The 21,589-nt window shown below is 33.5% G+C and carries 23 protein-coding genes and 1 pseudogene; 9 read left to right on the forward strand and 15 right to left on the reverse strand.

The genetic code is table 11. The annotated features are described in order from the left end of the window. Both E0F76_RS16820 and E0F76_RS16825 read right to left on the reverse strand, forming a co-directional pair. Positions 1–363: transposase (locus tag E0F76_RS16820; RefSeq protein WP_246022094.1), on the reverse strand; the 363-nt coding region annotated here is incomplete at its 3' end. Positions 364–454: 91 nt separating this feature from the next. Continuing rightward, complete coding sequence (locus tag E0F76_RS16825; RefSeq protein WP_132008888.1) at positions 455–811, reverse strand: ISAon1 family transposase N-terminal region protein; 357 nt, start codon at positions 809–811, stop codon at positions 455–457. Between the two features lie 72 nt (positions 812–883). Between E0F76_RS16825 and E0F76_RS16830 the strand changes: the two genes are divergently transcribed. Genes E0F76_RS16830 through E0F76_RS16840 form a run of 3 tightly spaced genes read left to right on the forward strand, consistent with a single transcriptional unit; the run spans position 884 to position 3,269 of the window. Further along, entirely contained in the window at positions 884–1,924 is a 1,041-nt protein-coding gene (locus E0F76_RS16830; RefSeq protein ID WP_132008891.1) for a tyrosine-type recombinase/integrase, read from the forward strand. Positions 1,925–1,961: 37 nt separating this feature from the next. After that, positions 1,962–2,726, forward strand: a complete 765-nt coding sequence (locus E0F76_RS16835) for a hypothetical protein (protein ID WP_132008894.1) — start codon at positions 1,962–1,964, stop codon at positions 2,724–2,726. Positions 2,727–2,759: 33 nt separating this feature from the next. Continuing rightward, entirely contained in the window at positions 2,760–3,269 is a 510-nt protein-coding gene (locus tag E0F76_RS16840) for a hypothetical protein (protein ID WP_132008897.1), read from the forward strand. A gap of 377 nt (positions 3,270–3,646) precedes the next feature. Here E0F76_RS16840 and E0F76_RS16845 read toward each other — a convergent pair whose 3' ends face one another. Together E0F76_RS16845 and E0F76_RS16850 are read right to left on the reverse strand one after the other, a co-directional pair. Next, positions 3,647–7,465, reverse strand: a complete 3,819-nt coding sequence (locus E0F76_RS16845) for a T9SS type B sorting domain-containing protein (RefSeq protein WP_132008900.1) — start codon at positions 7,463–7,465, stop codon at positions 3,647–3,649. 215 nt (positions 7,466–7,680) lie between these two features. After that, positions 7,681–8,280 (reverse strand): REP-associated tyrosine transposase, encoded by a 600-nt coding sequence (locus E0F76_RS16850; RefSeq protein ID WP_132008903.1) that lies wholly within the window; start codon positions 8,278–8,280, stop codon positions 7,681–7,683. 186 nt (positions 8,281–8,466) lie between these two features. Between E0F76_RS16850 and E0F76_RS16855 the strand changes: the two genes are divergently transcribed. After that, positions 8,467–8,775: a hypothetical protein gene (locus E0F76_RS16855; RefSeq protein WP_132008906.1), complete on the forward strand. Its 309-nt coding sequence runs from the start codon at positions 8,467–8,469 to the stop codon at positions 8,773–8,775. Between the two features lie 34 nt (positions 8,776–8,809). On the opposite strand, the gene E0F76_RS16860 is transcribed toward E0F76_RS16855, so the two are convergent. From E0F76_RS16860 to E0F76_RS16885, 6 genes are all read right to left on the reverse strand, one after another. Beyond that, positions 8,810–9,526 carry a hypothetical protein gene (locus E0F76_RS16860; protein ID WP_132008909.1) on the reverse strand — a complete coding sequence of 239 codons (717 nt, stop codon included), beginning with the start codon at positions 9,524–9,526 and terminating at the stop codon, positions 8,810–8,812. Further along, positions 9,523–9,903 carry a hypothetical protein gene (locus E0F76_RS16865; RefSeq protein ID WP_132008912.1) on the reverse strand — a complete coding sequence of 127 codons (381 nt, stop codon included), beginning with the start codon at positions 9,901–9,903 and terminating at the stop codon, positions 9,523–9,525. Before E0F76_RS16865 ends, E0F76_RS16860 begins: the two co-directional genes overlap by 4 nt. 55 nt (positions 9,904–9,958) lie before the next feature. After that, entirely contained in the window at positions 9,959–10,513 is a 555-nt protein-coding gene (locus E0F76_RS16870) for an REP-associated tyrosine transposase (protein ID WP_132008915.1), read from the reverse strand. A gap of 58 nt (positions 10,514–10,571) precedes the next feature. Beyond that, positions 10,572–11,264 (reverse strand): ISAon1 family transposase, encoded by a 693-nt coding sequence (locus E0F76_RS16875; RefSeq protein ID WP_132008918.1) that lies wholly within the window; start codon positions 11,262–11,264, stop codon positions 10,572–10,574. Continuing rightward, positions 11,257–11,604, reverse strand: a complete 348-nt coding sequence (locus E0F76_RS16880) for an ISAon1 family transposase N-terminal region protein (RefSeq protein WP_132008921.1) — start codon at positions 11,602–11,604, stop codon at positions 11,257–11,259. The genes E0F76_RS16875 and E0F76_RS16880 overlap by 8 nt, the downstream gene beginning before the upstream one ends. 305 nt (positions 11,605–11,909) lie before the next feature. Further along, a complete protein-coding gene (locus tag E0F76_RS16885) occupies positions 11,910–12,443 on the reverse strand; it encodes a transposase (RefSeq protein ID WP_342773099.1) in 534 nt (177 codons plus the stop codon). Positions 12,444–12,669: 226 nt separating this feature from the next. Between E0F76_RS16885 and E0F76_RS16890 the strand changes: the two are divergent. Next, a pseudogene (locus tag E0F76_RS16890) lies at positions 12,670–12,984 on the forward strand (transglutaminase); the annotation flags it as partial. A gap of 8 nt (positions 12,985–12,992) precedes the next feature. On the opposite strand, the gene E0F76_RS16895 reads toward E0F76_RS16890, so the two are convergent. The 5 genes from E0F76_RS16895 to E0F76_RS16915 all read right to left on the reverse strand — a co-directional run bounded on the left by E0F76_RS16895 (position 12,993) and on the right by E0F76_RS16915 (position 16,157). Then, entirely contained in the window at positions 12,993–13,910 is a 918-nt protein-coding gene (locus E0F76_RS16895; RefSeq protein ID WP_132008924.1) for a bestrophin family protein, read from the reverse strand. A 155-nt stretch (positions 13,911–14,065) separates the two neighbouring features. Next, positions 14,066–14,245, reverse strand: coding sequence for a hypothetical protein (locus E0F76_RS16900; protein WP_132008927.1), 180 nt, complete (start codon positions 14,243–14,245; stop codon positions 14,066–14,068). 170 nt (positions 14,246–14,415) lie between these two features. Beyond that, positions 14,416–15,057: a hypothetical protein gene (locus E0F76_RS16905; protein ID WP_132008930.1), complete on the reverse strand. Its 642-nt coding sequence runs from the start codon at positions 15,055–15,057 to the stop codon at positions 14,416–14,418. 20 nt (positions 15,058–15,077) lie between these two features. Then, a complete protein-coding gene (locus tag E0F76_RS16910; protein ID WP_132008933.1) occupies positions 15,078–15,479 on the reverse strand; it encodes a hypothetical protein in 402 nt (133 codons plus the stop codon). A 60-nt stretch (positions 15,480–15,539) separates the two neighbouring features. Next, complete coding sequence (locus tag E0F76_RS16915; RefSeq protein WP_246022095.1) at positions 15,540–16,157, reverse strand: transposase; 618 nt, start codon at positions 16,155–16,157, stop codon at positions 15,540–15,542. A gap of 109 nt (positions 16,158–16,266) precedes the next feature. Here E0F76_RS16915 and E0F76_RS16920 point away from each other — a divergent pair, with 109 nt between their 5' ends. The 4 genes from E0F76_RS16920 to E0F76_RS16935 all read left to right on the forward strand — a co-directional run bounded on the left by E0F76_RS16920 (position 16,267) and on the right by E0F76_RS16935 (position 21,570). Continuing rightward, positions 16,267–17,706 carry a hypothetical protein gene (locus E0F76_RS16920; RefSeq protein WP_132008936.1) on the forward strand — a complete coding sequence of 480 codons (1,440 nt, stop codon included), beginning with the start codon at positions 16,267–16,269 and terminating at the stop codon, positions 17,704–17,706. Between the two features lie 80 nt (positions 17,707–17,786). Then, positions 17,787–18,635 (forward strand): DUF4861 family protein, encoded by an 849-nt coding sequence (locus tag E0F76_RS16925; RefSeq protein WP_132008939.1) that lies wholly within the window; start codon positions 17,787–17,789, stop codon positions 18,633–18,635. Between the two features lie 256 nt (positions 18,636–18,891). Further along, positions 18,892–20,472 (forward strand): glycoside hydrolase family 28 protein, encoded by a 1,581-nt coding sequence (locus tag E0F76_RS16930; protein WP_132008941.1) that lies wholly within the window; start codon positions 18,892–18,894, stop codon positions 20,470–20,472. Positions 20,473–20,493: 21 nt separating this feature from the next. Beyond that, positions 20,494–21,570, forward strand: a complete 1,077-nt coding sequence (locus E0F76_RS16935) for a sugar-binding domain-containing protein (RefSeq protein ID WP_132008944.1) — start codon at positions 20,494–20,496, stop codon at positions 21,568–21,570. The last annotated feature ends 19 nt before the right edge of the window (positions 21,571–21,589 follow it).

Raw genomic sequence — 21,589 nt, forward strand, 5'->3', positions numbered from 1 at the left:
GATTCTTATTTCTTGTAAAGCCTCTGTAGCTAGTTTTTGAACATGGAATCGGTCGATAACAAGAGTTGCAGTAGCAAAGCATTTCTTGGCAATGAGTCCCATATTTCCTGCCATATCTAGGGTTATTTCGGTAACTAGATTTCGTTGTTTAAGCGGTATTTTTTCAATGATAGCAATCACAGTTTCAGCTTTAGTTCCAGCAACCATTGCTACTATAGTTCCTTTTTTACCTTTGGCTGACTTATTAGTTAGAATTGTATAGAGTTCGCCATTAGATAAGGAGGTTTCGTCTATTGATARTCGTTTTCCAATGTTATCTGGGAAAATAAGCCATTTTTTTGCGTGTGGTTTTTGATTCCACATTTTAAAATCACTTAAGAAATCTTTGTACTGATGTTGTAGATTCTTACCGCTTACACCGTAGAAAGAAGCAATAGCATTGCAATCATTAGGCTTAGAATCTATTGATTTCTTTTAAAAAAGACGCAAACTCCTGTGTTACCCGAGTTCCGTCTGCTACTAAATTCCAATCTCTAAAAACGACTTTTCCTGTATCTTCATTAAGCCATCTTCTGCGAGTGATGTGYAGATAAACCTGATGTCCACGAATAGGAAAGTCTTGAACAGTTATCTCATCAAAAAAACCTTTGGAGCTTAATTTAGCTTGACGATATTCTTTGGGTATAGAATTGATCTCTTTTAAATAAAGATGAAGAATTTCTTCCCCTTTTTTATAGGAAGTAAGTTCGAAATAATCAACAATAATTTCAGGTAATAACAATTTGAGAAGTTCAATAAAAGAGTCTTGCATTTCTATATAATTTTGAAATACAAATATCGAAATTTAATATTTCCCCACAACTTTTAGACTTGATCCAAAAAATTGGTAACGCTTTTAAAAGCTGGTTTTAATCCCTTTGAAGATAATGCGGAGTTATATGCTAAAAGAGTACAGAAAGAAAGTGTTGCGCCACCCGTTATGGAAGAATCTCCTGTAAGTATTACTGCAGTTGAAGAAGAGCCTAAAATGTCTTTAAGAGAAGCTTTCGATTTGAGTCTTAAATTGAAAGAGAAACTGATTAGTCCTAAAACGAAAAGCAATGACGAAAACAGGGTCGATAACTTTTTAAAATGGTTAACTACAAATCGTCCTGAGATCAAGAGCATAAATCAATTAGGGAAAAAAGATGTCATTCAATTCTTAAATGAAGAACTTTATAGGACTTCAGCCCGTTCTAGAAATAATTCTAGAGTGGATCTTAGTAGTTTAATGCAAACCTTGGAAGATAATGATATCATTGAACTCAATTTTGTTAAAAGTATACCAGTCTTAAAATCAATTCCCGAACGTAACAAAACTTACACTACAGAAAAGCAAGAAGATATTTTTACTTATCTCGAAAAGCATGATCCTATTTTATTGCTCTTTATCAAGTTTATTTCCTATAATTTTTTGCGTCCTATTGAAGTTTGCAGGTTAAAGGTGGGGGATTTAAATTTAACTAATAAAACGATTCAATTTAAAGCAAAGAATAGTTCCTTTAAAACGAAGATCATTCCAGAGATATTACTAAATGATTTACCAGATCTTTCTATGTTAGGAAAGGATTTAGTGTTATTCACGCCAGAGAAAATAGGAGGAGAGTGGAGCACTCGAATTGATAATAAAAGGGATTATTTTTCCAAAAGGTTCAAGTCGGTAATCAAAGATCATTTCAATCTAGGAGTGGATTATGGCTTGTATAGTTTTAGACATACATTTATTACCAAACTATACAAAGATTTTGCTAAAACGATGACACCTTTTGAAACCAAAAGCAAATTGATGCTGATCACAGGACATACTTCAATGGAAGCCTTAAGCAAATATTTACGTGAAATAGATGCAGAGTTGCCAGAAGATTATTCGAAAAGTTTAAAATAGAGTACACAAGTATAATAATAAGGCAAAGCCAATTAAAATGAAGGAACAATCAATAGAAACTTTTTTAGATCATTTAGTTCAGGTACTAGTAAAAGATCTTGGGTTTTATATTCCAAAATCAATTTTTCCTGAAATAGTGCTGGAGAAAATGGGCTTTGATTTTCCTGAACATTTTTTTGATGAACTTTTTTATTTGGATTTAAAAAACGGAATGATGTTTTTTGATAACAATCTATTTATGGAGAAGCTTGCGGAAAAGCCTCGATTATTTGAGAGCAATATCATTCAACTTCTTCAAAAGAGAGATGAATTAGGGGAAGCTGCATTCGATTATATACTTGAAAAGTATTTTGATAAAGTTAATTTTTATTGTAAAGCAGTTAGTTTGTTAAGTGGTAAATTGGGTTTTTACTTTAAGGATACAGTTGATTTTAGTGTAAAGGGCTCTTTTGAAATTCAATTTAATATATACAAAAGTCATCTTTTGGAATTGATAAGTCGCTTTTATAAAGAGAAAGAAGTTGTTGTTAAAGAACATTATGATTATGATGAATTGTTATTAACCTACTTACCTGACTTTACATCAAGATTAGGGATCTATTATAAAGAGCTAACGACTGAATCTGAAACTGAATTTCCTAACTCAAATAACCAGAATGACAATAAAATTGCTGAATCAGAAACACCTAAAAGTGATGCGTTTTCTAAAAAGAGAGTAAAAAAAGAACCTCTACTTTTAGATGCGGAAGTAGAAGATTTTATATTGACAACGGTGTTTAATATGAAGTTAGATTCAAAATAATAAACAGGACTATTTTCCTTTAATGAAAAGCCAATGAAAAAACAAAACATAAAAAATGAAGATCCATCTTTAAATTTTAGGTTACCAAAAGAGTTAAGAGCTCAAGTAGCAAAGGAAGCAGAACTATTAAATGTTACCGTTTCGAATTATTTGAGAAATCACTTGGATGATTTTTATTCTGGAAAATTATTTGAAAAAGAAATCGTTTTTGACCATAGCCATGAATTGATTAATTCAAACGAATTTTTGCAATTGGTCGTTTGGGTTTTTAGTAAAAGGAAAAACGAAAAATGTATAGCTACAAACGATCAATTAAATCGCTATATAAGAACCATTAAAAAGCTAGAAGGTATTTTGCCAGATTCGCTCGTTATTGAATTTGACAAGGTTTTAATGGATTTGATCAGAGTTCAGGGTGATACAAGTTCGTTTCGTTTCTTTAAATTTTGTGGGCAAAGTTACACTACGCCAGGATTTGATTATGAGAAGCTCGAGAGTTTTATTTTAAATGAGATGAATAGTTATTTTGCAACCAAAATTTAAATAAAACACGATGATAAAAATGTGGAATAATTGTGATAAAAATGTGATAATTTTGTGATAAAAAAATATCACAAAAATTTATTCTTCACAAATTTTTGTTTTAGTATTCTGTAAGCTCCTTGTTTTGTTGGGTTTTACGCTATGCCAAAGGTAGTTTTTGAAGTTTTTGCATTATGTCTTTTTTCTATAAAACTAAAAAATATTTGACTTTTACTTCGGTAAATTAGTAAGTTGTGATTATAGCTTTACTATTGTAATTTGTTGAATGTAATTATAACAAACGTCATTTTTATATTGCTTTTTTTAGATCAAATAGTACAGCTCAAATTAGGATGATAGTATTTTTGTTTTAGTGTTATTTGTAAAAATATATTTTTCTACCTCTTCAATGCAAAATGGCCTTTAATAACCCGACTGTCTTCTAATTGAATGGAATACCAATAATCCGCTGCTGGCATTTGCTGTCCGTTGAAAGTGCCGTCCCAGCCTTGGGTTAATGGACTGATTTGTTTCACTAATTTTCCATATCGGTCGAAAATATGGATAATTGTATTAGTATTGAAGGAGGCATTTACGCCTTTGATGTTCCAATAGTCGTTATAGCTGTCGTCATTTGGCGTGAAATAATTAGGAATTCCAAGAACTGCAACTTCTTTTCGTTTTATACCACAACCATTCAAATCTTTAACATAAACGGTGTGGATTCCAGCACTCACATTGGTAAAAACATTGTCCGTTTGATAGCTACCGTTTTCATCATCGAGAGTATATATATAATTGCCCAAACTAGCAGCGACACTTACCGTTATACTATTTGATTCGGCTAAATCTACAATTTTCACATCGGTAATATTCGCTTTATCCGAGGCTAGAACAGTAAACGTTCTCGTTCTCGAACACCCCTGAGCGTTGGTAACTTTTACTGTATAAAGACCTGCCGTGTTTACGGTTAAAATGTAATTCGTTTCTCCCGCAATTGCGTTTCCGTTAAACGACCAGGTGTAAGTATAGTCATTTGTATCCGAACCGTCCAAAAGTCCAGCATCCAAATCCTTGGTAAACGAAGGTAAATCACTGCATACTAATTCATCTCCTTTTAAAGCGATTTTAGGAACTGGATGCACAACAAAGGGCAGCGTTATTGTTGCAGTACAAGTTGTGTTTACTGGGTTGATGACTTCAACTCTCACATTTTGGGTTGTCGTTACAAAAGGGTTCGGCAGCGGACTAGGCAATGCATTGTTATTTTGATCAAAATAGTTAACAATCATTCCCGTTTGTCCTCCTAAAATGGTGTTTTGAAAAGTGGCCGTATCAAAAGCATATTTTCCATCTTGTAAACTAGGGTCTGCTTCATCATCGCAAGTGGTTGTTAAAATTGTTGGAACTGGAAAAGCTTCGGGTAAATCATCCACGACAAATTGTAGTGTTGAATTGTACGAGCAGGCTTTTGCGGTATTATTAGTCACAACAACTTTCAGTGTTTGTGAAGCCGTCACAAATGGATTGGGCAATGGACTTGACAATTGCACGTTGTTTCCGTCAAAATAAGTGACTGTGACATCCGTCAATCCGTTTATTAATTGCGATTGCAGATTGGTAGTATCAAAAGCAAATTTTCCATCTTGGTCATCATCACAATGAATTTGTGTCAAGGATTGTACAATAGGAATACGTTCTACATTTAAGGTAATATGATTGCCTAATCCCAGACAATCATTATTGACTTGACTATCTACCCGAATATAGATTTTTTGAGTATTCGGATAACCAATGTTTCGATAATTTGAAATATCTGTAATAGCATTTTTTTCTGCCAAAGCATCGGCAAGGTTTCTAAAATAACGAATGTCTAACAATTGACCTGCGGGAAAAATATTCTGAATATCATTCGTCACGCTACTAAAATCAAAACTAGCAATGCCGTCTGTATTTGTGCCTAAAAAGGCATCATCACATTCGGTAAAGGATTTGGCATAGTTCAATGGAATTTGGGTAGTAGAAACCAATAAATTGACTTTTGCAATTCGAAAACAGCCGTTGCCGTTGGATACTTTGGCATAAACCGCATCATTGCTAACGACCTGATTGGTGTAAGTGGTTGGGTTTGCAATTGGGTTTGTATTGTTTTGCGCATCAGTTTGGGTTTTGAAAAAAGCAATGGTCTTATTGGCAGCGTTTGTCGTGATTTTTCCAATAGCTTCTTCCAAATTAAAAACACTAAAACCATCAATATCATCGTCACATTGTTTCAAAGAAACCACATTTGTGATAACTGGCAAAGCCAAAACCTCGATCGAAAAGGAAGTTGTGGCAAAACAAGACGCATTGTCTTTATTGGTCATTTTTACATAAATCGTTTCCGAAGCATTGGTATTGGCATAAGTATTTGGAGTAGTAATCAATTGACTTAAAGCTGAATCTTTGTAATACGAAAGTACAAACTGGCTTGCCGATTGACCGTTCAAAATTGTGGTGGCTCTTTGGGTTAAATCGAAAATTACCCGACCATCGGTATCTGTTCCTACACTGGAATTATCGCAACTGCTAATTTTTGGAATTACAGTATTTGGTTTCGGCGAATCAAACACATCGATATCAAAACTGGTCGTGCTTTTGCATTCGGAATTTGCATTATTACTCACTTCAGCAATAATGGTTTGCGCTTGGTAAGCCGCTTTATTTATATAATTATTTGGTGCAGCAATAGCAATTTTATTAGCATAATCTGTGGCATTGGCAAAAAATTTTATAGTGTATAAATTTGGATCTTGACTGTTGAGAATAGCCGTGTTTTGTGTGGTCAAATCGAAGTTATACAAACCATCATTATTGTTATCACAAATGAGTAAATCTTGCGGTTTTGTTGCGGTGGGTACTGCTGAAATGGTAATGACTTTAGTATTTGTACTCGTGCCACTTGCTCCAGTAGCTGTAACTGAAACTGTGTAAGTTCCTGCAATTGTATAACTATGAGTTGGACTTATGGTTGTTGAAGTAGTTCCATCGCCAAAGTCCCAAGTAGCAGAAGTTACTATTTGATTACCACTCAACGAAAAAGTAGTTAGATCACCTAAACATTGATTGTTAACGGTAAAACTAGAATTGAAAAAAGATTGTACAAAACAAGGCAAACCACTTTGTGATTTTTTTCCCGCTAAATCAACGGCATTGGTTTGTAAATTGCAACTCACTCCAACATTATCAGGATTGTTTATGACTCCTAAATTGGTCACATCATAATTGGCAATGTAAATTTTATTGTTGGGACCGAGTTGTAAAGCACCTAAATGATTGGTTCCATTTGCTATAAGTAGTTCACTGGCCACAATGTTGGGAGCGTTTAAATTGTATTGATAAATTTCACGCTTATTTGAAATGGCAAGGTATAAAAGTTTGCTGTTGGGCGAAAATTCGACTCCGTAAAATTGATCAAAACCACTAGACTTGAGCCTTATCGGATTTGACACTTTTCCGGTGGCAACATCAAAATCGAAAAGTTCCAGAAAATTAAAGCAATGTCCTGCGGCTAATTTTGTACCATCGGGCGAAATCTTCATATAACCCAGTACGTTGTTTTGAGAACCTCCTATAACTCCACCAACATTCGAAGTAACAGGAGTTGCACTCAACCCTGCAGCGGTAAGCAAGTGGGCATAAAAAGTATTGCTGTTCCAGCCGTGGGTAACAATCCACAAATCGTTATTATTGCCGTGTTTTACTACCGATATTTTTTCTAAACTGGGCGTATAAACCAAGATGTTTTTATTGGCTGTAATTCCTCCTAATCCTCCGTCTAACGTAAGGTCTATTTCGCTGTATTGTACGCCATTAATTTTTGCGCTATCATCTAAGGTAAAGACATAAAACAAGTTTGGAGAACCGGGCTTGGGAACGATGGTTGCCGATTGAGAACTTGACCAAGCTCCCTTCAGTCCTGTACCATTTAGCATTACTAGGTGATTTTTGTTATACACCGTCATACCATCAGTATAAAACAACAAATTGCCATTGGAGTCTGATAAGGCAGCACAACCCTCAAGGTTGATGAGTTTACCATCTGTTAATGGAGTTAGTGAGCCGTCTGTATTGAAATGGATTCCTGCTCCTTCACCAAAATACCAATAACTGGCTTCTTTTTGAGAATAGGCAAGACTGCTAATGCAAAGAAAAAATAGTAGGATTTGGTTTTTCATTAAGGTATTACTTTTTGATGTTGTTTTTAGCAAACAACGGGCTTATACTTTTACTTTTAATTATCCTTTTTATTGTTGTCTTGGTTTGCGGACACAAGCGTAACAATCACTCTACCAATCGTTCTCTAAAATAAAACATTGTTCAATTGAAGGATGCTGTGCGAAGTCTCCCGACTTCATACCCACTCCTATATGCCGTTCCAATTTTCTAAAACTCAATATTCATTATATTTTGTAAAATTATTCAAATTCAAAACATCAACAATAGGAATATCTGCTTTTTCTATTTTTAGTAAGCCTGTATCCGAAACATAATTACTGGCACTTGAATAAGTATAATGTGATGCTTTCTCTACAATTCCTGCACGAACAGGATTTAAGTGAATATAATCTAACTTTGACCACATAAACTTGTTACTATAAATTTCTTCTGGGTGATTGCCATATTGCCAAAATTGATAATTTTTGTTTCTGGAATGACTTTCGGTTGCTAATTTAAAACGCTCTAACATCCACTCTCTTCTGCTTTCGGGATCTGATTTTATTTTTTCTATAATTTTTGTAGCCGTGAATTTCTTGAAATCTCGCAACAAATCCGACAACTCGCCATCGCCAAATTGCACTACCATATGAATATGATTGCTCATAATCACATAACCATACAAAACCATTGCCTTTTCTTTGATGCAAAAATCTAAACAGGCTATAACGATGTCTCTGTAGTTTTTTCTTGTAAAAACATCAACCCAATCTACAACTGTTGCCGTTACAAAATGTGGCAAAGTTTGGTCTCTTATTTTATATCCTTCTGACATATTTTTTTATTCAAATATATAGTTTTTTACTACAAATAAACATTTGTTTTGCCTGCTTAACTGTGTGGACTATAGGAACGGGTGCGAAGTCGGAGACATTCGCACAGCACGACCCTAGATTTAATAACGTTTCCTTTTTAGGGAAGTCTTCGGAGAGCTGGGGTCTTCTCGTAACCGCAAATATTCTTGCAAAACGCTGTGCGAAGTCTCCCGACTTCGTACCCACAACTATATGCCGTTCCTGCTTTATTTTTCATCTTAATTCTTTGTTTTGGTTGCCCTCGTAAGTTGCCTATTGGAATGGGTACGAAGTCGGGAGACTTCGCACAGCACAGCTTCGCACAGCAATCCGCTAGTTTTAAGAACGTTTTCTTTTTATTGAACACTTCGGACAGCTGGGCATCCGAAACCGTTTTGATGGCTTTTACTCCATCGACATCGGTATCTAAAGAATACTGCATTGTGCTTATATTCCCTTCTGGATCGGGGCACTAGCCCAGTGTTACCTAATGCTCGCGCCGTCGGGGGGTTAGCGACTTTCTAATTTATATGAAAAGGTTTTAGTTTCAGTGTATTTATTGGAATCATTATCATATATACAATTCCATATAATAGAGCTCAGTTTATTTATTTTGTCATAATGATAAATTCGGGTAAGGATACCTCCATCAAAAGTGTATTCTTCTTTTACTATGAAGTTATCTTTCATAATTATTTTGTATTTTTTTATTACAGTTAAATGTTGAATATATTTTTCAATGTTAGATCTGAAAGTTATCTTTTTGTTAAGATTATTAAAACTTAATACTTTCTCACTATTTGTAGTTATTACTTGATATTTATCACAACTAGAGAATATTTTTACTATATCACCCAATTCTTCATAGTTGACAAATGGAAGAGGAAATGTAATGCCTTTTTTTAACAAATAGTTATTTTGAAAAGAGGCATCACTAATGTGTTTTTTTTCTTCATTTTCATCAAATCCATCTATATCTCCACCACCCAAATAATTAATCTTTTCAACAAGATTTGTTTCTAAATAGGTATAAAGAACCGTGTATTGTTTAGGAGATAAATGATCATTGTAAATAAATTTTACAACCAATCCATTTTTGTTGAGGTAATATATACCCTCATTTATATTATTTGTAGCAACTGTGACTATTTCTATACTTTGCCCAGAACAATTGATAATGCTAAGTATAATTACCAGTATTAAATATTTCATCTTGGATACTATCATTTTCCTTTAATTATTGATTCTCCTTTTAACTCTTTCCAAAATATTGTACCACCATAAACAGCTGTCGATTTTAAATGGATTGTATTAGGTTGAAAATACTTATTAAATTTACCCTTCCCTGTTGGAGTAAAGCTAGTTTGGGGAGCTTTAAATGCTTTCCCAACATTAGCTTTCCATTTACTAAAATCATCATTTGATATTGACCAGCCCATGGTATTTTTATGTAGTTCAATACTTCTTTTTCCAATTTTATCACTGAATTTAGTATTATCTGCAGAAAAAGTCGCTTGGTCTTGTCCATCCCGATCGCTCGGATATTCAAATAGTCCTTGTGTGGATAGCGCGGATTTGCAACCCCCGATCGCTCGGATATTCAAATAGTCCTTGTGTGGATAGCGCGGATTTGCAATCCGTGCCTACTCCTATAAGCAATCAAAACAAATCTAATAAAATTACCTCTAATTCATAATCTAATCCTGCATAATTTCTTGCTGAACTAAAATAATAATCTTCTGGAAGTGTTACAATTTTCTCCTTCACTGGATTGTTATGAATGTAAATTACTTTTTGTTTTATAAACCAATTTGATTGAACTATTTCGGCATGATAACCACCTTGCCACACTTTGTATTTCTGCTCTTTTTTGAGATGTTCACAAGATTTTTGAAAATACTCCAACATCCATTCTCTTCTGCTTTCTGGCTCGTCTTGAATGGTTTGTACAATCTTTTTAGAAGTAAACTTCTTGAAATCACGCATAATATCCGACAATATAAAACCCTCAGTGCCTTTGCATAACAAATGTAAATGACTTGACATTAAACAATAGGCATAAATTTCTAAACCTTTCTTTTCTTGACAAAATTTCAAGGCATTAGTAATAACATATTTCTGATTCAATCTTGTAAAAATATCTATCCAGCCTACGGTTGTTATGGTTATAAAATAAGCTTCATCTGTGGTTGTGGCTTTATATTTTGTTGACATTTTTTTTTCTTTAAAGATATTAAAAAAGCCATAACGTGGTATAGCTTTTTGACTTGTATTACTTGCTCAACTTTGTCGGCACAGATTGCAAATCTGCGCTATCCGTTGGCGAGATGTTTACTGCATATCCGAGCGATCGGGGTTTATAAAGTAAATAGCGACTTCTGGCTAATAATTGCTTTACAGTATCACCATTGGTTAAAAGTTGGGGAGTATATGTTTCATTTTTACATTTAGCTTGTAAAATCAATTGATTCTCTATATCCATAGCTTCCCATCGGTGCTTGATTCTAATTTCTTGTAAAGCCTCTAAGGCTAGTTTTTGTACATGGAAACGATCGGTTACTTGTATAGCTTTTGGAAAACATTTTTTAGCTATCAACTTCATAGAATTAGCCATATCTAATGTGATTTCTATAACGGCTTGCCTTTTCTTAGAATCAATTTTACTGACCTGTTCAATGACTTGTTCTGTCTTAGTGCCTGCAACAATTGCCACTAAGGAACCTTTCTTGCCTTTGGATTTTTTATTGGTGACAATAGTGTATAGTTCACCTTGAGATAAGGCTACTTCGTCAATGGCTAAATGAGTACCTATGTTTTCTGGGTAAATAATCCATTGATGTGCATGTTCTCTAGGTTCCCAAGTACTAAAAGAACTAAGGTGTTTTTTATATTGTCTTTGGAGTTTTTTGCCATTAACACCAAAGAAACCTCCAATAACATGACAATTAATGGGTGTGTTATCTATTAATTTCTTTTAAAAAAGCCGCAAATTCTTGCGTCATACGAGTTCCTTTAGCTACTAATTGCCAGTCTCTTTTGATGATTTCTCTAGTGGCTTTATTGGTCCAACGACGACGTTTAATGTGTAAATAGACAAACTTACCTCTAAGAGGAAAATCCTGGATTGTTATTTCATCTAGAAAGCCTTTGGATACTAATTCTACAGCATCAAACTCTTTTGGAGGTTTTGCTTTTTCTTCGAAATACAGATGTAAGTTTTCTTCAGAAGTAGTTGCAGAAACTATTTCAAAGTTTTCAATTAAAAAATCAGGGAGCATAAATTTTAAAAGGTCTATAGAAGTCATATCTCAATGTTAATGCTACAAAAATATTCTTTTTTCTAAAACTTCTCCCCAGGATTTGCTCCTGATCCATCAAAATTACGCCACATAGAGCTAAGTCCTTATTTCGAAATATTTAAATTCAGTTTTTCGATTTTCTGTCTGATTAGACAATCCCTCTCTCCTGCAAGCTTCCATATCCAAGTCTTTTTTAGAGCTTCACCTTCTCGATTGATGGTAATAGATCGCGTTTCTTGAAGTAAAGAATAATCCGATATTTTTTTTCTTCCCCCGCTACCGCACGAATCCTTTCGTGTGGTTCGTTATCGTTAAACGTCAAACATTCTAAAAACTACTATATCATCAATCAGGCCTTTTTGACCTGCATAATCTATAGCACTACTATATACATAATCTTCTGCTTTGTAAACCAAGCCTTCTTCTACAGGATTATTATGAACGTAATCAATCTTTTGCTGAATAACTTTATTGCTCCAAAGCTCAATAGGTTTATTATCATGTCTCCAAAATTGATAATGCTTTACATTAGAACTTTTTTCAGCTTCTTTCTTGAAAAAATCCAACAAGAATTCTTTTCTACTTTCCCTTGGATTTTCTTGTATGCTTTTTACAATAGATTGACTGGTAAATCTTTTTAAATCTCCAATTAATAACTCTGGTTTTTGACCATTGATACTCCTAAAAACTAAATGTATATGATTACTCATAATACACCAAGCATGAATTTCTAATCCTTTGTTTTTTTGACAAAAAACTAGGCTGTCAATAAATAGGTCTTTATACTCATTTCTAGTAAATACATCTAGCCAACCTACAACTGCACTAGAGCGAAACGGATGCACGAATACCTATAAAAAACAATAAAAACGTATGAGTAAAACTAATAAAATACAAACCCTCTGGATTATGGAATTTATAATTTCTACTCATAGTTATTGAGATTTAGATTTTATCGTAAATATAGAAAAATTCGCTTAAACCTAGCGTACCACACGAAAGGATTCGTGCGGTAGCGGGGGGCACAGAATGCAATTCTGCGCTATCCGTTGGCGAGATATTTACTTCATTTCCGAGAGATCGGGTTATTTTTCTGGAGACTGTGATGACCATTCCATTTTAATGGCGGCGAGTGTCAGAGCTATTGGGGGAACTCCAAGACTTATTCACACGAAAGGCCATATTTATCCAGAAATATTAATAGGAACGCTGAATGATCTCGAAACCGTAAATTTTTTAATTAAAAATGTTTTGTTTATAAATGAAAGTTACAAGAAACAAATTCATTATCATATAGACGAACACGGACAAGTATGGCTTAATCTTGACTATACCGCTAAATATCCTGGCGGCCCTATGATGTCTGAAGAAATTCTGGGGTTGTAAACGTTAAACTAAATAATATAATAGCTCTTTGGCCGAGGAATTGTTTCTATTTTTTTATTATCTATTTCCGCTAAAGTATTTTCAATCATTTCCGACATCGCCTCTAAGGCTAAGTCATTAGGTTGGATACCAAAAGGATTTTCGAGTTCATCGGCTATTGCTTCTAAAGCGACAAAAGTATAAGCGATAAAAACAATTACCAAAGGTGTAATCCAAACCGTAGATTCTACAAAACCAAAAGGAAGTAAAAAGCAATAAATATAGACCGTTCGATGCAGTAATACACTATAGGTATAAGGAATTGGTGTACTAGCAATCCTTTCGCAGCCACCAATGATATCTGATAATTTATTCAAATTTACATCAAAACTAGTTTGAGTAATCGAATCTATTCTACCAGAAAGTTTTGCTTTATTAACCCAAAGACCTAATTCTTTTAAAATAATGATTGGTTTAAAAACAGCCGTTTTAATTCTATCATGATCTGATTTAAGAAGCAATCTTTTCAAATCAGAATCGGCCTCAGTTTCTCTTAGTTGGTGTTTTAAAGCATGTACTAAAGCAGTTAACAAGTGAATAAAATCAGTCCGCTCCTTATCATAATTATCTCCTTCAACGAGAGTGTGAGCTTGCCTGGCTAAAGATCGAGTATCATTTAATAATGCGCCCCATAATTTCCTTCCTTCCCAAAAGCGATCGTAACTTACGGTATTTCTGAACCCTAAAAATAGTGCTAAAGCTATTCCAAAAAGAGTGAAAATGGCAGGATTGATATGGATGTCGTAGCTAAGTAAATCATCTCTAAAATAGACTACTAATACCGAATAACTAAAGAGGATAAATAAACGCGGCAAAAGCTGTGGTAGCACAGATCCATTCCATTCAAAGAGCATTCTAAACCAGTTTGTTTTTTTCTTAGTGATCATATCGCAAACTTAATGCTTTTTTAGAGTTTAAGAATGAAGTTTTCTTAAAAACCAAATAAAGTATTTAATGGTATTTTTATAAAATTGAAATTAAATAGAGGCTGTCTAAAAAGGTAGCCTCTATTTTTTTTATTTCATATTGATTCATTGATATTTTATTGAATATTTGAAAATTCTATTATGGTACCATCGGCTGTGATGACACTTTTGAAATACCAAATTCCGGTTATGTTTTCATAAGTTAACGGTAACTGCTTTTCTCCTGTATCTTCTTTACTGCAAGACCATAAAATAGTTGCCAAGGCATTCCCTATGCCTAAAATTGTTTTTTTCATATTTGTATGATTGAATGTTTATTTTTTGTTGTTTTTTTGTTCATTATAATTTAACGTTTGGCTTTCAAAAAACCATTTTTATGTTTTGATCTCGTTTATGGGCACGAGCCAGAGGCATCGCGCTAGCTGTTTAGATTATTTCTGCTCGCACCAGCTGGAGGTTTCCAAACTTATTTTAAAATATATGGAACTTTGTTTGAAACTATTTCTCCAAAATATGGTTTAAAATTTATATCTTGATATTTTAACAAAAATTTCTTGTCAATTATTTTATTAAAATATTCTCTATTCATTCTATATTTAAATTGTATTTCAAAATTTCCTTTTTCAGTTATATAGGTATAACGTTTATTACACCTAGTGTAACTATTATTGAAGGGTAATTTTAACACAATACTAGTATTTTTTTTTAACAAAAGTGTTTTCTTTAATTCTGTCAAATCATCCCAAACCTTTTGCTTGTATTTAACATTCCTTTTAATACAATTAATATAAGTAGTATCTCTATACATAGGTTTAATCATTCTAGTTGAAGGATATGCAATTTCAATAATTTCTTGATTAAAATAAAATATAGGTTTAGGATGAATAAACTCGTTGGTTTCGTAATCAATACCTAAATTAAAATATATACTTGTTGCGTCTAAACAGATAAAATAGTCATTGTGGGATTTGTTTATAATTTCAATTTTTAAAAAATTATTTCTGTAAAGTTCCTTATTATGAATTTTAAATGAAACTTCAGGTTCAATTGATTTTTTATTGTTACATGATGTTAATATTATACCTAGAATTAAAATTAAAATTTTCATCTTAGAATTTTTTTAAGTTTTTATTTTTTTCTACCAACTGCATATTCTTTTGAAATCATCGTGTTAAAATTATCCATCATTATGCTATTTGTGGGAACACCACCGTTCATATATTCCCATGCTTGAGAGATATATTCAGATTTTGCAAATGCGTAATCAGCACTTATTTTACTCCATCTATTATAAGCACCTGAAATAAAATGGTAAGCATGGTTTAGTTCGTGACCTACAGTTGAAGCCGCTAATCTCCAGCTAGATAATGCACTTTTACATATGTTAATTCTTTGTACATGTTTTTGGTCCGAAGTTTGAACTGTCTCTCCATAGGCTGATTTGCCACTCAAGTCAGTTATGCCGTCAACCAAATAGACAGCTAAATCTCCCGTTTTATCTAATGAACCTTCTCTGGTGCTCGATTGCATCGAGTACCTACTTACATTTTTACCCAAATGGGAGCGTTTGCAACGCGGTTCGAATAAAAATCACCATAAAGGTTCAACATTCACATTACAAAATACGGTATTATCTTCTTCATAATTCCTATAACTGCTATTCACATAATCTCTTTCATGAAATACAATTTCGGCTTCTACAGGATTATAATGAATATAATTTACTCGTTGCTCTATTTTTTCTAAGGTGTCTAATATAACCGGATGAAAACCATCTTGCCACAATTTGAAATTGTCAGCTCTTCCTGATTTTTGAGCTTCATAACTAAACTTACGCAAAAGCCATTCTCTCCTACTCTCTGGATGCTCTTGAATTGCTTCTACTAGTTTCTTAGAGGTGAATTTTTTAAAATCACGAATAACATTTTGTAATTCGCCTTCAAAAGCAGTGGCTATCATGTGTATATGACTTGTCATATACACATAAGCATGCACACTCAACCCTTTTTCTTTTATACAATAATTTAAGGATTCGTCTATGATGTTGCAATAAACGGGACGTGTTAGCAAATCTACCCAATCTATAACAGTTATAGTTATAAATGTTGGCACAGTGCTATCAATAACTTTGTATTTCTCTGAGATCGCTTTTCTATCAAATATAACGTTTTTAAGAAACCGATTTAATAAAAAAAACAGAAGCTTCATTATCTTCTCTGTTTTTAATTAACCGCTTTGCAAACACTACCATTGGTTTATTAATGTAAGTAGGTACTCGTGGCAGACGAGCACCAGCGTTGCCGATAAACGAGCGCCAGTGGGAACCATTGATGCGGGAGGCAACAGACAATCACCACCTGATACTGCTTTTGTTTTGGAGTACATCTGTGCGGCTGCAGTAGTATTAAATGTAGAAAAACAAAAAGAATTACAAGTTCTTAGAGATAAGTTCAAAATTTTCATTGTAAAGGCAGGGGAAGCTATGATAACAGGAGGGGTGCATACGCCAAATCACAGATGGGTAGTTTGTGCAGCTTTAGCAAATATCAATGCGCTATATCCGGATGGCAGATATCTACAAAGAATTGACCAGTGGTTGGCAGAAGGAATCTATTTGAATGCTGATGGACATTATTCGGAACGAAGTGGAGTGTATTCGGCTGTTATTGACAAAGCCTTTATAACAATGGCTCGCTTGTTGAATAGGCCCGAATTATTAGATAAAGTAAATAAGAACTTAACGACATACTATTATTATACAGAAACCAATGGAGATTTGGTTACCGTTGATTCAAAAAGACAGGATCAATTTATGAACATGAATGTGTCTAAATTTTATTTGCAATACCGCTATATGGCCATTCGTACCAATAATCCAATGTTTGTACATATGGTTCATGTAATTGAGAATCTGCCTAATTTCACCACTGATATTCTATCGAATTCCCTGGCGCATTTTATGGAAAATAGCGAACTTCAAGTACAAATTTCACTTGTTGCTAATGTAGTAAATGATTTTGAAAAGTTTTTTGCAGTCTCCAATTTGGCGAGAATTCGACGTGGAAAAACATCAATAACTATATTTGGTGGAAATGACAAGCCTGTAATGATAGTTTCGGGAAGATCATCTAATCCAAATTTTTTAATGTATCGAAAAGGTGATGCGATTCTCAAATACATGCGTCTGTCTACTTCGTTTTTTAGAATGGGGTATTTCAGTGCTGATGGGATAATCAAAGAAGGGAATAAATATATTTTGACAGAAACCAAAGAAGGCGATTATTACCAACCGCTTGCCGAAGAATTTCGCCGTGCTGATGGAGATTATAAACTGTCTCCTTCTCAAGATGGACGGTTTTGGAATAAAATGGATTTTGATTCAAGAACCAAAAGCAATGTGAAAACTCAAATTTCAGTCATTGAAATTACCGAAAATAATGGAACTTTAAATTTAGATTTTAAAGTTAATGGCCCACCAAATGTGGAAGTTGTCATTGAGATGTGTTTTAAAGAAGGAAGTGTACTTTCGGGAGTAGAAAAAGACTCCAATGGGAATTATTACTTGAAATCTGGATTGGGTGAATTGTCCATGGAATCTAATGTTATATCGTTTGGCCCAGGAAAGAGGGAACATAATAATATAAATAATTTGGATAGTGAACAGTATACCTATCATCAAGGTAGTTTGCGCACTGATGGAGTTCATGTTTATTTGACAGGATACACGCCGTTTCAACATACAATGAAATTGAGTTAATAATAAAGAATTTTTCGGGCTTTATGGAAAGTTTACTTATTTTTATCAAAATTAAGTTTAATCTATAAAAATTTGAAATTATGAAATTATCATTTATGGCTATTTTGCTATTTACTTGTATTTGTTTTGGACAAAATAATACAGATACGAGTCTGTATATGAAGGCCGAAAAAATAAGCTACTTAACTGACATTGGTTCGGAGTCAGGAGATTTGTACTCCGTTATTGGGCATCATGGACCAGCGGTTGAAAACGAGTGGATGGCATTGAGAATATATTTTAGTGATAAAGTAGCGATAGATGTGTATTCTAAGGCAAATCCTGGTCTAGAACTAAAAAAAGGACATTGGTACCCAACACCAGAACAACAAAAAGAAGGTTGGGGAGCAGATTATTATAAAGTGGGAGCAACTGTTGGCTTAGGAGGAGTACGCCTTTGGGATGGAGAAAAAGTGGTTCCGTTAAATCCTGTAACCAATCGTTTGGCTCGTGTAGGTAAAACAGCTACTACTTCATGGATGGAAATGATCTCAACAGGAGTGCCTTATAAAGGAAAAACTGTTGATATTAAAGTTCGTGTTACTGTGTTTTCAGGGAAAAGAGAGGCTAAAGTGGAAGCATTTAGCTTAAGTGGTAAAAAAGTTCAGTTTGTTACAGGAGTCAATTATTTTAAAGGTTTTGAAACTAAAAAAGGAGCTAATTACATCGCTGTTTGGGGAAAACACCCAGAAGATGTAGCTGCTGAAGTGATTGGGATTGGTGCAGCAATTATGTACAATCCTAAAGATTATGTGAAAGATACTGATGACGGAACACAATATTTATTAATCTCTAAAAAAACAAAACATTTAGAGACAAGAATTATCTCAGCAAGTGCTAGAGAAAAAGAATTAAATAACTTGGATAAATTAGAAGCTTACATTAAATAAAGCTAAATAGGCACTTTATTTTTTGTAGTATTTTAAATTTCTAAAATCCAAAAAATAGTGCACAGATGAAACGAATTTTATTAGGTTGAAATTAAGAAAATCAATCTTTTATTTGATCAATCGGTGTCATCTGTGTACTATTTTTTTTTTGTTTATTTTTTAACGAAAATAAATATTTAATTTTCTAATATTTTCATTTTTAGCGAATTAATGTGTTTTAAAAGAAGTGATTATAAAAATACTAAAAAAGAATAAAATGTCAAAAATTAAAGGAAAACTGTTTTTTACAGTCGTATTATCCTGCCTTTTTTTATTTGGTTTTAAAACCAATGCGCAAAAAACATCCCAACCTCAAAAGGAGTTTTTAATAAATAAATATGGAGCAGTTCCAGATGGAATTACTTTAAATACACAAGCCATTCAAAAAGCAATTGATGCCGCTTTCAAAAAAAATAAAGGAGGCTGTGTTGTTTTTCCAAAAGGCGCCTTTTTATCCGGCAGTATTCAACTAAAAAGCAATGTAAGCTTGAATCTGCAAGAAGGAGCCGTACTGCTAGGAAGCACTAATCCATTAGATTATAAAAAAATGGATTTCCCAGGAAGACCAGACTCTCCTAAAAAAGATGATAATTCACAGTTGGCTTTACTATTAGCCCACAAAGCAAATGCTATAAAGCTCTTTGGAAAAGGAAAAATTGATGGACAAGGGTTGCAATTAGCCCTTACTATTGATAGTTTGCATCATGCTGGAATAGCTATTGATCCTAATTATAGCATCCGAAGAAACAGACCCAATGAAACCATGCGCCCTAAGTTGTTTCGATTTTCGCAATGCAATGATATAACCATAACTGATTTACAGCTTGGTGCTGCTTCCTGTTGGGGATTGTCATTTGAATTATGTACGAATCTTACTTTAGATCGATTAACGATTGTCAACCGTTCGTATTGGAATAATGATGGTATTGATATCACCGATTGCAAAGAAGTTAAAGTGATAAACTGCAATTTAGACACTGCCGATGATGGTATTTGCTTAAAATCCTATTATCCAGGTTATGCCAATGATGGAATTTATATTGCCAATTGTACCATAAGATCCAGCGCCAGCGCTATAAAATTTGGTACAGCCTCTTATGGAGGTTTTAAAAACGTAGTTATAAAAGATATTCAAGTATTTGATACTTTTCGATCTGCAATAGCAATTGAATCTGTTGATGGAGGAATTATCGAAAATATATCTGTGTCGAATATTACTGCATTGAATACAGGAAATGCTATTTTTATACGCCTGGGACATCGAGATGGCGAAAAACCAGGAGTAATACGAAATGTTACGATTAGTAATGTAAAAGTGCAGGTTCCTTTCGGTCGTCCTGATAATAATTATGATTTAAGAGGACCCGAAGTCGACTTTTTTCACAATCCATTTCCATCTTCTATTGTGGGGATTCCAGGTTATACAATAGAAAATGTGGTTTTAGAAAATATAGAAATAAATTTACCGGGTAGAGCTACAAAAGGGATGGCGTATATTCCATTAAGTCGTTTGCAACAAGTGCCAGAAGAAGTAAAAAGTTATCCTGAGTTTTCAATGTTTGGTGAATTGCCTGCTTATGGTTTTTATATTAGACATGTAAATGGAATTACTATGAAAAATATAAAGTTAACCTTGGATAATTCGGATTTTAGACCAGCATTTGTTTTTGACGATGTTCAAGATATTACGATGAACAAAATAGCCATACCGGATAGCAAAAAAGGACAAATAATTTTAAAAAATAGCTCGCAAAATCATGTAGATAATGGTATGTCAGAGCTAATAGAAATAAACTAAAACACAAAAAAAAACAGAAAGATGATCAAAAGAATTCCATTACTATTTTGCTTTTTGACTTTTCATGTTTTGTTGTCGCAAAACAATATTTGGGAAGATCCAGCCATTAATCAAATTAATAGATTGCCTTCAAAAGCTACATTTTATTCCTACGAAAATTTAGATTTAGCAATAGCAAACCAACGTGAAAAATCAAAGTTTTTTAAATCACTTAACGGGGATTGGAAATTTAATTGGGTCGCTACACCTGAGGAATCTTCCGATACATTTCAGGAAAATAATTTTGATGTTTCTAAGTGGAAAAGCATTGACGTTCCTTCCAATTGGGAAATGAGAGGCTATGGAAAAGCCATTTACACCAATATTACCTATCCTTTTTTTAGCAATTATCCCAACATTAATCATAGTGATAATCCCGTTGGACATTATGTAAAAAGTTTTACCATTGACGAATCTTGGAAAAATAAAGATGTCATTCTTCATTTTGGAGGGGTTTCTTCGGCTTTTTATGTTTGGATAAATGGTGCATTTGTTGGTTATAGTGAAGACACTAGATTGCCATCAGAATTTGATATTATGAAATATCTCAAAACAGGCGAAAACAAAATTGCCGTAAAAGTATACCGATGGTCAGATGGAAGTTATCTTGAAGATCAAGATACATGGCGTTTGAGCGGAATAGAAAGAGAAGTTTTTTTACAAGCAGTGCCAAAAGTACGATTATCAGATTTTACCATTCGAACCAATTTAGATGAAAATTACGAGAATGCGACATTGCAAATAAGACCTCAATTTACGGTAAATATTCCAGATAAGTTTATAGAAAAAGTAGGCTATTTTAATACGACTCCATTAAAAACAATTGTTGATGATTGGACTTTAACTACACAATTGATAGATACTGATGGAAATGTTGTAATTAAAGAAAATATTCTAAAACTAGGAACCTCTTTAGGCGAAAAACATCCTGCCAGAGATCAAGTGTGTTTTGGGATGATTGAAATGGATGTTAAAAATCCGCATAAATGGTCGGCCGATGAACCTTATTTGTACACCGCGCTTTTTTCTGTTAAAGATGATAAAGGGAATCTAATTTAGGCTACAAGTACTAAAGTTG

Source organism: Flavobacterium cellulosilyticum, assembly GCF_004349355.1.
Lineage (GTDB): Bacteria > Bacteroidota > Bacteroidia > Flavobacteriales > Flavobacteriaceae > Flavobacterium > Flavobacterium cellulosilyticum.